Below are 13,151 nucleotides of genomic sequence, written 5' to 3'. Positions count from 1 at the left end.
CCCGCAGCAGGCGGGCGTTTTTTTCACAGCCGCTCACCAACCCGGATGGCCGCCCCGCCGCTCCGCCCAGCGCGTGAAGCGCGAGCAGAGCACGGCCAGCGCCGCGCAAGCGCAGATCACCAGGGCCATCGGCCAGGCACTGCCGTCATGCAGCACACCGACCAGCGCGGCGGCGCTGGCGGCTATGCCGAACTGCAGGCTGCCGAGCAATGCCGAGGCGCTGCCGGCATGTGTGCCCTGCCCGGCCATGGCGCAGGCCGAGGCATTGGGCAGGAGAATGCCGAGGCAGGCGATGCAGCCGAACAAGGGGATCAGCAGCGGCCACAACGCCGCCGGGCGCGAGGTCGCGACCGCCAGTAGCAGCAGGCCGCAGGCCAGGTAGAACCACACCGTGCGCCGCAGCCAATAGCCCGGCCCATGCCGCGCCACCAGCCAGGCATTGAGTTGCGCCACCAGAATGAAACCCAGGGCATTGCTGCCGAACAGCCAGCCGTAGTGCTCGGCCGGTATGCCGTACAAGTCGATGAAGACGAAGGGCGAACCGGCGATGTAGGCAAACATCCCGGCGATGGCCAGGCCGCCGGTCAGCGCATGACCGAGAAACGGCAAATCGCCGAGCAGCCGCCGGTACTCGCCCAGCGCGCCACGCAATGGCGCCCTCGGCAAGTCGGCCGCCAGGGTCTCCGGCAGCCACAGCGCCACGCCGAGCCAACTGAGCACGCCGAAGGCGAACAGGCAGACGAAGATCGACTGCCAGCCGAGCAGACTCAGGAGCAGGCCACCGGCCAGCGGCGCGAGGATCGGCGCCAGGCCCATGACCAGCATCAGCTGGGAGAACACCTTGGCCGAGGTGATCGGGTCGCACAGGTCGCGCACCACGGCACGGGTCACCACCATGCCGGCGCAGCCACCGAGGGCCTGGACAAAACGCGCGGCTATCAGCCATTCCAGGCTCGGCGCCAGGGCACAGACCAGCGAGGCCAGGCTGAACAGCAGCACCCCGGCGAGCAGCGGCGTGCGCCGGCCGAAACGATCGGCCAAGGGCCCGTAGATCAGTTGTCCCAGCGCCAGGCCGATGAAATAGGCGGCCAACGACAACTGCACATGCTCGACGTCGGTGGCGAAGACCCGCGCCAGGGTCGGGAAACTCGGCAGGTAGAAGTCGATGGCCAGGGGGCCGAACGCGCTCAAGGCGCCGAGGATCAGCAGAAGGCGTAATGGCATGGGGTTCCAGATAAGTAGGGGCACGTAGGGGCCGTTGTAGCCCGGATGCAATCCGGGGACATCCGGCGCCTGCCAAACCGCTCCCGGATTGCATCCGGGCTAAGGTCTGCACGGCCCCGGAATCAAACCGGGGCGGCGACCTTCTTGCGTCCCTTCGCGAGCTTTTCCGCCCACGACTCCACCAGCAGGTAGAACATCGGGATCAGGAAGATCGCCAGCACGGTCGCCGCGAGCATGCCGCCGATCACCCCGGTGCCGATCGAGTGGCGGCTGGCCGAACCGGCGCCGCTGCTGATGGCCAGCGGCACCACGCCGAGGATGAAGGCCAGCGAGGTCATGATGATCGGCCGAAAACGCAGGCGCGAGGCCTCCAGTGCCGAGTCGAAGATGCTCATGCCCTGCGCCCGGCAGAGTACGGCGAACTCGACGATGAGGATGGCGTTCTTCGCCGCCAGGCCGATCAGGGTGATAAGGCCGACCTGGAAGTACACGTCGTTCTCGATGCCGCGCAACCACACCGCGAGAATCGCGCCGAACACCGCGAAGGGCACCGCGGTGACCACCGCCAGCGGCAGGGTCCAGCGCTCGTACTGGGCGGCGAGAATCAGGAACACCATGATCAGGCCGAAGATGAAGGCCGTGCCGCCGGAGCCCTGGGTGGCCATTTCCTGGAACGCGGAGCCGGTCCAGCCGATGCTGTAGTCAGTGCCGAGGATCTCGTCGGCCACCTCCTGCACCGCCGCCAGGGCTTGCCCGGAACTGTAGCCAGGCGCCGGGCCGCCGAGGATCTTCGCCGCCGGATAGACGTTGAAGCGCGCATAGCTGTCCGGGCCGAGGATGCGTTTGACCGTGACCAGGCTGGACAGCGACACCAGTTCGCCGCCGATCGAACGCACATAGACCTGGGACAGGTCTTCCGGCTTGCGGCGGAACTCCGACTCCGATTGCAGGCTGACCTGGAAGGTCCGCCCGTACAGGCTGAAGTCGTTGACGTAATAGCTGCCGAAGGTCGCCTGCATGGCGGTGAACACATCGCTGACCGACACGCCGAGGGCGCGGGCCTTGGTGCGGTCGAGGTCGATGTAGTACTGCGGCACGTTGGCGCTGAAGGTGCTCTGCACCCCGGCCAGTTCCGGGCGCTTGCCCGCGGCCTCGATAAAGGCCGCGACCTTGGCCGCCAATTCCTGGGTGCCGCCGCCACTGCGATCCTGGATATAGCCCTCGAAGCCGCCGGTGGTACTCATGCCGGTGATCGGTGGCGGGTTGAAGGTCATCACCACGCCGTCCTTCTGCTGCGCGCCCATGGCCATGAATTCGCGGGTCAGGTTGCGCGCATCCAGCTCCGGCGTGGTCCGTTCGCTCCAGTCTTTCAGCGGCACGAAGGACACCCCGGCATTGCTGCGGGTGCCGAAGGTCAGCACGTCGAAACCGGCGAAGGTCACCACATTGTCCACCGCCGGGTGCGCCATCAACTGCCGGGTCACCTCGCTGGTGAGCTTCTCGGTACGGGTCAGCGAGGCGGCCGGCGGCAGGAAGTAGGCATTGATCACATAACCCTGGTCTTCGTTGGGCACCAGGGAGCTGGGCACCCGGCCGAACAGCACGGCCATCAGCGCGATCATCAGGCCGAACAGCAGCAGGCCCACCGCCGAACGCTTGAGGAAGAAGCGCACGCCGCTGGTGTAGCCGTCGGTCAGGCGCTCGAACAGGCGGTTGAACCAGCGAAACGGCGCGGCCGGCTGCTGATGGCCGGGCTTGAGCAACAGGGCGCACAGCGCCGGGCTCAGGGTCAACGCGACTATGCCGGAGATCACCACCGACACGGCGATGGTGATGGCGAACTGTTTGTACATCTCCCCGGCCAGGCCGCCGAGGAAGCCCACCGGCACGAACACCGCGCAGAGCACTAGGACGATGGCGACGATCGGCCCGGTGACCTCTTGCATGGCCTTGATGGTCGCCTCGCGCGGGCCGATCTTGTCGCTGTTCATCACCCGTTCGACGTTCTCGATCACCACGATGGCGTCGTCGACCACGATGCCGATCGCCAGCACCATGCCGAACAGGGTCAGCAGATTGATCGAGAAACCGAGCAGGTACATGCCGGCGAAGGTGCCGATCAACGACACCGGAATCGCCAGCAGCGGAATCAGCGTGGCCCGCCAGTTCTGCAGGAAGATAAAGACCACCAGCACCACCAGCACCAGGGCCTCGAAGAAGGTGTGGATCACCTCCTCGATCGACACCCGGACGAACTTGGTGGTGTCGTAGGGAATCTTGTAGGTGATGCCCTCGGGAAAGCGCTGCGACAGGCGCGCCAGGGTACTGCTCACGGCATCGGCGGTGTCCAGGGCATTGGCCCCCGGCTGCAGGTAGATGCCGAAGGCGGCATTCTGCTGACCGTTGAGCGAGGTCATCAGCGAGTAGTCCTGGGCGCCCAGTTCGATCCGCGCGACATCCTTGAGCAACAGGCTGGCGCCGGTCGCGTCGGTGCGCAGAATGACGTTCTCGAACTCCGCGGGATCGGTGAAACGGCCCTGGGTGGTCACCGTGTAGGTGAAGTCCTGTTCCTGCTCCAGCGGTTGCTGGCCGAAGCTGCCGGCGGCGAACTGCGAGTTCTGCTCGCGGATCGCGCTGACCACGTCGGTGGGCGTCAGGTTGTACTGCGCCAGCTTGTCCGGGCGCAGCCAGATGCGCATGGAATAGTCTTTCGAGCCGAACTGGCGGGCATCGCCGACGCCGGGCAGGCGCTTGAGTTCGTCGATCACGTTGATCAGCGCGTAGTTGCTGATGTACACCGGGTCGCGCGAGCCGTCCGGGGAAAACAACGTGACCACCTGGAGGATGTCGGAGGATTTCTTCTCCACCCTCACCCCCTGCCGGCGCACCTCTTCCGGCAACTTGGCCAGGGCGGCCTGGACCCGGTTGTTGACGTCGATGGTGGCCTGGTCCGGGTCGGTGCCGACCTGGAAGTAGATCGACAGACTCATGGCGTTGCCGCCGGAGTTGGACTGCTGGTAGATCATCCCCTCGACGCCGTTGATCGACTGTTCCAGCGGCGCCGCCACGGTTTCGGCGATGACCTGGGCACTGGCACCGGAGTAAGTGGCGCTGACCGATACCTGCGGCGGCAGGATCTGCGGGTACTGGGCAATCGGCAACGCCCCCATGGCCATCAGGCCGGCGAGAATGATGACGATGGAGATGACCGCGGCGAACACCGGGCGGTCGATAAAGAAGCGTGAGATCACCGGCGACGCTCCTTAGGACTGCTTGGCGGGTTGGACGGGCGCTTCAGCCACTTTCACCGGGGTATCCGGGCGTACCTTGGGCAGCCCTTCGACGATCACCCGGTCACCGACACTGATGCCCGACTCGACCACCCAGCGACCCTGCGCCGTGTGCCCGGTGCTGACCTGGCGCATGCGCGCGATGCCTGCGTCGTCCACCACATAGACGAAGGTGCCGCGCGGCCCCTGGGCCACCGCGCGCTCAGGCACGGTAATGGCGTTGGGCAGGCTGATGCCCTTGACCAGCACCCGCACGAACTGCCCGGGCAACAGTTCCTGCTCGGGGTTGGGCACCACGGCGCGGGCACTGATGGTGCCGGTACCGCGGTCGATCAGGCTGTCGGTGAAATCCACGTCGCCCGCCAAGGGGTAACTGTCGCCGTTGCCGAACTTGACCTCGACATTCAGCTTGCCGCCTTCCGGCAGCAGCATGCGGCCAGCCTGCACGCCCTGGCGCAGGCGCTCGGCCTCGCTGTCCGGGTAGGCGAAGTTGACGTAGATCGGATCGAGCTGGGTGATATTGGTCAGCAGGCTGGCATTCGGGTCGCCGGCCACCATCAGGCTGCCTTCGGAGACGGTTTCCTTGCTGGTCATGCCGGAAATCGGCGCCGTCACCGTGCAGTAGTCGAGGTCGATCTGCCTGGACTGCACGTCGGCCTCGGCGGCCTGGATATTGGCCTTGCTCTGCTCGAAATTGGAGATCGCGTTATCCAGCTCGCTCTCGCTGGCGAAGCCCTTCTTCTGCAGCTCGCGGATGCGTTTGAGGTCGCGCTCGGTCTGCCGGTAGCGCGCCTGCTCCTGGGCCAGCGCGCCCTTGGCGCGGGCCAGGGCGGCCTGATAGGTGCGCGAGTCGATGCGGAACATCACCTGGCCTTTGCTGACCCGGCTGCCTTCCAGGTAGGTACGCTCCTGCAGGATGCCACTGACCTGGGCACGCACCTGCACCTCGCGAAAACCCGCGGTGCGTCCGGAGTACTCGAATACCAGCGGCAGCGGCACGGCGCGGGCGGTCTCCACCAGCACTTCAGGCGCAGGCGGCGCGTCGGCGGCCTGGAGTACAGGCGTCAGGGCGCCATAGGCCAGAATCCCCAGGACGAGAGGGAGGTGACGGGCAAAAAACATAGGGTTCTCCGGAACAACGGGATGCGCGCAGCACTGAGGCGATGATGCTAGTTACATACACCACTGTCTGTAAATAGAACATCGTGCTTAAAATCATTACACTCTGTTCCCCAAACCAGAGCCTAGCCAGAAATCACCCTACTGCCATGCGCCGAACCAAAGAACAAGCCGAACAAACCCGCTGCGCCATCCTGGTCGCTGCCGAGGCCTTGTTTCTGGAAAAAGGCGTGGCCCATACCAGCCTGGAACATATCGCCCGCCACGCCGGGGTCACCCGGGGCGCGGTGTATTGGCATTTCGAGAATAAGGCCCATCTGTTTCACGAACTGCTCAGCCAGGTACGCCTGCCACCCGAGCAACTGGCCGAGCGTCTGAGCGCCTGCGCCGAGCGCGATCCCTTGCTGGCGCTGCGCGAGCTGTGTATCGAGGCCATCGAAAACCTGGCGTGCAACCCGCAGAAGCAGCGCATCTTCACCATCCTCCTGCGCCGCTGCGAATTCACCGACGAGCTGCGCGAGGCGGAACTGCGCCACGCCGCCTTCATCGCGCAGTTCATCGCCCTGTGCGAACAGCAGTTCGACCTGCCCGGCGTCAGGCCGCGCCTGCAACCGGGCATGAGCCCACGCCTCGCGGCCCGCACCCTGCACGCGCTGATCATCGGTCTGCTCCACGACTGGCTACGCGACCCGACGCTGTTCGACCCGCTGAGCGACACCGCGCCCATGATCGATGCCTGCTTTCGCGGCCTGGTGCGCGACTGGCAGCAAGCATAGGCAGCGTCATCCACCCTACCCGGCTACGCCGAGGCACCTGTGTAGGGTGCGCCGCGCGCACCGGCAGCCGAGGCCGGGGCGCAGATTCATCGCTACGCAGGGCGATAGCGGACCCAATCAAAAACATCGCGCCGGGTCAGCCCGCCCACACAGCAGTCAACAGCTGCGCAACCATGGCCGAATCAAACCTTACGCCAGCCCTACCCCGTAGCCCGCCTCGGCAATCGCGATGATCAGCTCGTCGCTCGACAGGCTGCTGCTCACCCGCACTTCGCCACCTTGCAACTTCACCTTCACATCGGCCGCCGGATCACGCGCCAGCAGGGCTTCGCTGATCGTTTTGACGCAATGCTCGCAGGTCATGCCTTCGACCCTGAATGTGTGAACCTTTGTTGTCTGCATCTGCAACCTCCTGATTGAATGTCTGTCCCTTTTTACGGGAGGCGCACAGTGTCAGGCTTGCCCCATGGGTAAGGTCAAGGCATAAAACAGCGCTTGACCTTACCCATGGGTCAAGGTTGATCCTGTAGCGGAACTCAACGGAGGCTCCCGCATGTCCGATCTGACCACTTTCGACCTGCCGATCAGCGGCATGACCTGCGCCAGCTGCGCCGGCCGGGTCGAGCGCGCCCTGCGCAAAGTGCCCAACGTCGCCAACGCCACGGTCAACCTGGCCAGCGAACAGGCGCGCATCGAAGCGCCGGCGGACAGCCTGAAGCAGTTGCTCGCCGCCGTCACCGGCGCCGGCTATCAGGTGCCCAGCGAACGCCTGGAACTGGCCATCGACGGCATGACCTGCGCCAGTTGCGTCGGCCGCGTCGAGCGTGCCCTGGCGCAACTGCCGGGTGTGCTCACGGTCAGCGTCAACCTGGCCACCGAGCAGGCGCTGCTGCAGGTCACCCCGGGGCTCGACGCGCAAAGCCTGTTGCAGGCGGTTGCCAAAGCCGGCTACACGGCCACCCTGCTGGATCTCGACAAACCCGTCCAGCCGGCCGCCGAGCGTCACCTGCACCGCGAACGCTGGGCCCTGGCACTGGCCCTGCTGCTTACCGCGCCGCTGCTGATCCCGATGCTGGCGCAACCATTCGGCGCCCACTGGATGCTGCCGGCCTGGCTGCAGTTCGCCCTGGCCACGCCGGTGCAGTTCATCTTCGGCGCGCGCTTCTACCGCGCCGCCTGGCTGGCCCTGCGCGCCGGAGCCGGCAACATGGACCAACTGGTCGCCCTGGGCACCAGCGCCGCCTATGGCCTGAGCCTCTATCAATGGTCGATCACCCCGAGCGGCGCGATGCCGCACCTGTACTTCGAGGCCGCGGCGGTGATCATCAGCCTGATCCTGCTCGGCAAATACCTGGAAAGCCGCGCCAAACGGCAGACCACCAGCGCCATCCGCGCCTTGCAGGCCCTGCGCCCGGAGCAGGCACTGCGCCTGCGCGATGGCGTCGAGCAGTGGGTGGCACTGAGCGCCCTGGTCCTGGGCGATCAGGTGGTGGTCAAGCCCGGCGAGCGCTTTCCGGTCGACGGCCAGGTGCTGCAAGGCCAGAGTCACGCCGACGAAGCCCTGATCAGCGGCGAGAGCCTGCCGCAACCCAAGCAGCCCGGCGACAAGGTCACCGCCGGGGCGATCAACGGCGAAGGCCGCCTGCTGATCGAGACCACCGCCCTGGGGGCGGAAACCGTGCTGGCCACGATCATCCGCCTGGTCGAGGACGCCCAGGCCGCCAAGGCGCCGATCCAGAAGCTGGTGGACAAGGTCAGCCAGGTCTTCGTGCCGACCGTGCTGCTGCTCGCCCTGGCCACCCTGCTCGGCTGGCTGCTGTTCGGCGCCACGCTGCAAACCGCGCTGCTGAATGCCGTGGCGGTGCTGGTGATCGCCTGCCCCTGCGCCCTCGGCCTGGCCACGCCGACGGCGATCATGGCCGGTACCGGGGTGGCCGCGCGCCACGGCATTCTGATCAAGGACGCCGAAGCCCTGGAAGTCGCCCATGGGGTCACGGCCGTGGCGTTCGACAAGACCGGCACCCTGACCTCCGGCACGCCGCGGATCGCCCACATGACGGCACTCGACGGCGACACCGCGACCCTGCTGCAACTGGCCGGCGCCCTGCAGCGCGGCAGCGAACACCCGCTGGCCAAGGCGGTGCTGAACGAATGCACGGCCCGCCAGTTGCCGCTGGCCGAGGTGGTCGACAGCCAGGCCCTGGCCGGGCGCGGGATTGCCGGGCAGATCGGCGAACGGCAACTGGCCCTGGGCAACAAACGCCTGCTCGAGGAGCGCTGGCTGCACAACCCGAGCCTGGCCGCCGAGGCCCTGGCCTGGGAAGCCGAGGGCCGCACCCTGTCCTGGCTGATCGAACAGGCGCCGACGCCGCAGGTGCTGGGGCTGTTCGCCTTCGGCGACACCCTCAAACCCGGCGCCGCCGAGGCCATCGCCCAGCTCAAGGCGCAAGGCATCGACAGCCACCTGATCAGCGGCGACAACCGCGGCAGCGTCAATGCGGTGGCCAGCGCCCTGGGCATCGACGCCATACACGCCGAGGTATTGCCGGCAGACAAGGCGGCGATCATCGGCGAGCTGAGGAAGACCGGGGTGGTGGCGATGGTCGGCGACGGCATCAACGACGCCCCGGCGCTGGCGGCCGCGGATGTCGGCATCGCCATGGGCAGCGGCACCGATGTGGCCATGCATGCCGCCGGCATCACCCTGATGCGCGGCGACCCGCGCCTGGTGCCGGCGGCGCTGGACATCAGCCGGCGCACCTACAACAAGATTCGACAGAACCTGTTCTGGGCCTTCGTCTACAACCTGGTCGGCATCCCCCTGGCCGCGGCCGGCCTGCTCAACCCGATGCTCGCCGGCGCCGCCATGGCCCTGTCCAGCCTCAGCGTGGTGAGCAACGCCCTGCTGCTGAAGACCTGGAAACCCAAGGATCGCCACTGACCCCGCATGAAATTCGTAGGAGCGGGCCATGCCCGCGAAGCTTTTGCTCGAAAGGCTTTCGCGGGCATGAACTAGGCGTCCCCGCCGCTCCTACAGGTTGCGACGCCCACAGGACCCATTCGGAGACCGCCCATGAATATCGGCCAAGCTGCCCAAAAAACCGGCCTCAGCGCCAAGATGATCCGCTACTACGAGAGCATCGAACTGCTGCCGGCCGCCGGCCGCAGCGACAGCGGCTATCGCCAGTACGGTGCCCAGGACCTGCACCGCCTGGCCTTTATCAAGCGCGCGCGGGACCTGGGTTTCTCCCTGGCCGAGGTGGCCCAACTGCTGACCCTGTGGCAGGACCGCCAGCGCGCCAGTGCCGACGTCAAGGCCCTGGCCGCCGGGCATATCGCCGAGCTCAACCACAAGATCGCCGAACTCAGCAGCCTGCGCGACACCCTGCAGGACCTGATGCAACACTGCCAGGGCGACGACCGCCCCGACTGCCCGATCCTCAAGGACCTGGAGTCCGGCGGCTGCCATTGAACGGCAGCGCGAGCATCCGGGCTACGGGAAACGCAAACAGACGTAGGGTGGATGACGCTCTTTTCATCCACCAGGACGACGAGCTTGGTGGATGGGTGAAGCGTCATCCACCCTACAGCGCCCGCCGCAGCGCCGCGCAATCCACCGCGAAATGATCGGCCAGTTCCGGCCAGGGGTTGTCCAGCAGATTGACCAGCACGCTGCAGGCACCGGCGGCGCGGGCGCATTCCAGGTCGAAGCGGTAGTCACCGACCATCACCAGTTCGCCCGGCGTTACCTGCCAGCGCTCGGCCAGGTGCAGCAAGCCGCCGGGATGGGGCTTGGGCGGAGCCTCGTCGCGCCCGAGAATGTCGCCACTGGCGAAGCAGTCGCCCAGGCCGATCGCCTGCAGGGTCACCAGCGCCAACTCGTGGGCGTTGCGGGTGAGGATGCCGAGCCGGCAGCCGCGTCCGTGCAATGCGCGCACCAGTTCGATGGCCCCCGGCGCCGGTTCGGCGCTCAGCGCCAGTTCGCGCTCGTGCTCCAGCAGCCAGGCGTACTTGGCCGCCGCGACCTCCTCGGGCAAAGCCGCCAGGTGATGGAGGATGTCGTGGTCCAGGGGGATGTCCAGCGACCGCTTGATCGCCTCGAAGTCATGCACCGCCAGGGTCAGGGTGCCGTCCATGTCGAACACCCAGTGGCGCGCCGTGCTCAGCTTCATTTCCAGTCCTCGCGGCTCACTTCCAATCCTCACGGATTCGGGTCAGGCCTTCCTGGGCGACCGAGGCGACCAGCTGGCCCTGACGGTTGAAGATGCTGCCGCGGGAGAAGCCGCGGGCATTGCCTGCCCAGGGGCTGTCCATGGCGTAGAGCAGCCAGTCGTCCATGCGCAGGTTGCTGTGAAACCACAGCGAATGGTCGAGACTGGCGACCTGCATGAATTTCTGGAACACCGAGACGCCATGGGGCTGCATCGAGGTGGTCAGCAGATTGAAGTCGCTGGCGTAGGCCAGCAGCAATTTGTGCAGCTGCGGCTCGTCCGGTAGCGCACCGGCGGCGCGGAACCAGACATGCTTGACCGGCTCGCAGGCTTTCGGGTCGAAGGGATTGATCCGGGTCACCGGGCGGATCTCGATGGGCTTGTCGCTGGTCGCCCGTTCGCGCATACGCTCGGGAATCATGGCCTCGACCATGCGCGCCAGTTCGGTTTCCGACTTCAGCCCCTCCGGCCCCGGCACATCCGGCATGGCGATCTGGTGCTGGAAGCCTTCCTCGTCGTACTGGAACGAGGCGCTGCAGGTGAAGATCGGCTGGCCCTTCTGCACCGCCGTGACCCGCCGGGTGCTGAAGCTGCCGCCGTCACGTACCCGGTCGACCTGATAGACCACCGGCAGCGCCGCATCGCCGGGGCGCAGGAAATAACCGTGCATGGAATGCACATGACGATCCGCCTCGACCGTCTGGCTGGCCGCCGAAACGCACTGGCCGAGCACCTGACCGCCGAACAACTGACGGAATCCCAGATCCTGGCTGACGCCACGAAAGAGGTTCTCTTCGATGACCTCCAGGCTCAACAGGGCGACCAACTCGTCCAGTACCTGACTCATGCTTGTTCTCCAATAACTGCCCCAGCGGGCGGCAAACGTAATTCGGGATAGGCCGGTAGCGAGCTGAGGCGCTCATCCCACACCGCCCGGCCCAGGGTGAAATGGTAAAGGCTTTGCCAGCGGCTGTCGGCAAGTCCGAGCAATTCATGCACCGAATCGTCGAAATAACAGCCGATCCCGGTGGCGGACAGCCCCGCCGCCTCGGCTTCCAGATAGAGCAACTGGCCGATCTGCCCGCACTCCCAGTACAGCCTTGGGTAACGCCAGGCGCCGGCCTCGAGGGCCGTGTCGAAGCGCGCCAGCATGGCCAGGGCCACGCAGCCATCGCTGGCGATGTCCTGACCGCAGGAGAGAAATTCCGCCAGGCCGCGGGCGTCGCCGGCGAGCAGGCGGTACAGCGGCAATTCGGCATGCACCCGCTGCCAGAGAAAGTCCTCGCGCAGGCCGCATTGCGCCTGCCCGTCGACCCGCGCCAGCCAGTACAGGCCGGGGTCCAGGCCCTGCACGCGGTGGACGAACAGCAGCAGGTCGACCTGCGCCGCCTCCCCGGTCAGGGCGAAAGGCACCGGCGAATGGGCCGGCATCAGCCGCTGCAGCCAGGCAAACAGCAGCTCGGCGTGAATCCCGCTGTTGCCGTCCATGGCTTGCGCGCTACGCCGGCGATGCAGGATTGGCCGCAGCGCCAGGCCCGGATTGTCCGCCTGCACGCGACCGGCTTCGGCCAGCCAGGGCTGCGCGGGCAAGGCAGGGGCGCGACAGAGCGCCTGCACCCGGGCCAGTTGCGGCCAGTCGCGCTGCTGGCGCGACAGGCGATTGGGCACGCCACTCAGTTCCAGTGCGGCCAGGCCATGCAACAGGTCCTCCGGCAGGGCGAACTCGCTGGCCTGGGCCGGGCCGATCCAGAGCAGGCAGTCGACATGCTCGGCCTCGGCAAAGCCCGCGCGATCCAGGCCGAACACGCCGTCCAGGCGCGCCTCGGCCACCCCGCGCAGCTGGCGCACCTGCCAGCCCAGCGCGCTGGCGGCGATGGCCAGGCCAGCCAGGGCATGGCCGAGGTCATGCTGGCAGTAGCGATAGGCGCGCTCGCCGTATTTCCACGCCTCGCGCCAGGCAATGCTGGTCAGCGCCAGCAGGCAGCCGTCCGCCGGCAACGCCTGGGACAGTTGGGCGGCCAGTGGCGCCGGCAGTTCGCCACGCACCTCCAGGGCATGGACGTCGGCCGTGTAATGGGCCAGCAAAGCCTCGTCCTGCAGGCTGCCGGCCGGCAGCAGCAGATAGACCTCGGTCGGGTGCAGATTGCCCGACGACGGATTGACCCGCAGCGCCCAGCGGCTGCCGCCGGCTTCCTTCCAGGCCGACAGCGCCAGGCTGTCATACAGCAGCTGCGACAGGCTGGCCCGATTCAGCGGCGCCGGCGCGCCCAGCGGCGCGGCGAACACCGCGTCGTAGTCGGGCGACTCCTCCTGCGGCCGCTGCCACAACTCGATCAGCCGCGCACCGGCGTAACGGCGAAAGGCGGCGGGCTGGGTCGCCCACTCCAGCTGCCCGGGTCCGGGGGCGAAGCGTTGCGGCTGGTGCTTGCTCAGCTGGTGATAGGCGCGCACGGAGTCCTGCTCGGTCATGAGTGTCCCACTTGAGTCGGCCCAAGCAGCGCCGCCATACTCAGGCGCTGCATTAAAGAGTG

Annotated in this window: 10 protein-coding genes; 3 read left to right on the top strand and 7 right to left on the bottom strand. The window is 66.9% G+C overall.

Annotated features, from left to right (window positions below; genetic code table 11):
* Positions 1-33: 33 nt before the first annotated feature.
* The 3 genes from G9C89_RS17400 to G9C89_RS17390 form a co-directional block, all read right to left on the bottom strand.
* Complete coding sequence (locus G9C89_RS17400) at positions 34-1,224, bottom strand: Bcr/CflA family multidrug efflux MFS transporter (protein ID WP_172150280.1); 1,191 nt, start codon at positions 1,222-1,224, stop codon at positions 34-36.
* A gap of 122 nt (positions 1,225-1,346) precedes the next feature.
* A complete protein-coding gene (locus G9C89_RS17395; RefSeq protein ID WP_315852830.1) occupies positions 1,347-4,475 on the bottom strand; it encodes an efflux RND transporter permease subunit in 3,129 nt (1,042 codons plus the stop codon).
* Between the two features lie 12 nt (positions 4,476-4,487).
* Complete coding sequence (locus tag G9C89_RS17390) at positions 4,488-5,636, bottom strand: efflux RND transporter periplasmic adaptor subunit (RefSeq protein ID WP_172150278.1); 1,149 nt, start codon at positions 5,634-5,636, stop codon at positions 4,488-4,490.
* A gap of 146 nt (positions 5,637-5,782) precedes the next feature.
* Here G9C89_RS17390 and G9C89_RS17385 point away from each other — a divergent pair, with 146 nt between their 5' ends.
* On the top strand, positions 5,783-6,409 hold the full coding sequence (locus G9C89_RS17385) for a TetR family transcriptional regulator (protein WP_172150276.1): 627 nt from the start codon (positions 5,783-5,785) through the stop codon (positions 6,407-6,409).
* A 189-nt stretch (positions 6,410-6,598) separates the two neighbouring features.
* Here the strand turns inward: G9C89_RS17385 and G9C89_RS17380 are convergent, their stop codons facing one another.
* Positions 6,599-6,811, bottom strand: a complete 213-nt coding sequence (locus tag G9C89_RS17380; RefSeq protein ID WP_172150274.1) for a heavy-metal-associated domain-containing protein — start codon at positions 6,809-6,811, stop codon at positions 6,599-6,601.
* A gap of 151 nt (positions 6,812-6,962) precedes the next feature.
* Here G9C89_RS17380 and G9C89_RS17375 point away from each other — a divergent pair, with 151 nt between their 5' ends.
* Together G9C89_RS17375 and cueR are read left to right on the top strand one after the other, a co-directional pair.
* Entirely contained in the window at positions 6,963-9,350 is a 2,388-nt protein-coding gene (locus G9C89_RS17375) for a heavy metal translocating P-type ATPase (RefSeq protein ID WP_172150271.1), read from the top strand.
* A 132-nt stretch (positions 9,351-9,482) separates the two neighbouring features.
* Positions 9,483-9,881 (top strand): Cu(I)-responsive transcriptional regulator, encoded by a 399-nt coding sequence (cueR, locus tag G9C89_RS17370; RefSeq protein ID WP_172150269.1) that lies wholly within the window; start codon positions 9,483-9,485, stop codon positions 9,879-9,881.
* Positions 9,882-9,993: 112 nt separating this feature from the next.
* On the opposite strand, the gene G9C89_RS17365 is transcribed toward cueR, so the two are convergent.
* The 3 genes from G9C89_RS17365 to G9C89_RS17355 are packed head-to-tail and all read right to left on the bottom strand — an operon-like array spanning position 9,994 to position 13,089.
* The gene (locus tag G9C89_RS17365; RefSeq protein WP_172150267.1) at positions 9,994-10,581 is read right to left on the bottom strand and encodes an HAD family hydrolase; all 588 of its coding nucleotides are present in this window, start codon (positions 10,579-10,581) and stop codon (positions 9,994-9,996) included.
* A 16-nt stretch (positions 10,582-10,597) separates the two neighbouring features.
* Positions 10,598-11,467, bottom strand: a complete 870-nt coding sequence (tesB, locus tag G9C89_RS17360) for an acyl-CoA thioesterase II (protein ID WP_172150265.1) — start codon at positions 11,465-11,467, stop codon at positions 10,598-10,600.
* Positions 11,464-13,089, bottom strand: coding sequence for a SagB/ThcOx family dehydrogenase (locus tag G9C89_RS17355; RefSeq protein ID WP_172150263.1), 1,626 nt, complete (start codon positions 13,087-13,089; stop codon positions 11,464-11,466). Before G9C89_RS17355 ends, tesB begins: the two co-directional genes overlap by 4 nt.
* Positions 13,090-13,151: the final 62 nt, after the last annotated feature.

The organism is Pseudomonas tumuqii, from assembly GCF_013184545.1.
Lineage (GTDB): Bacteria > Pseudomonadota > Gammaproteobacteria > Pseudomonadales > Pseudomonadaceae > Aquipseudomonas > Aquipseudomonas tumuqii.
Note: the sequence above shows the minus strand (reverse complement) of the source record. Positions and strands in the feature narration are given on the sequence as shown.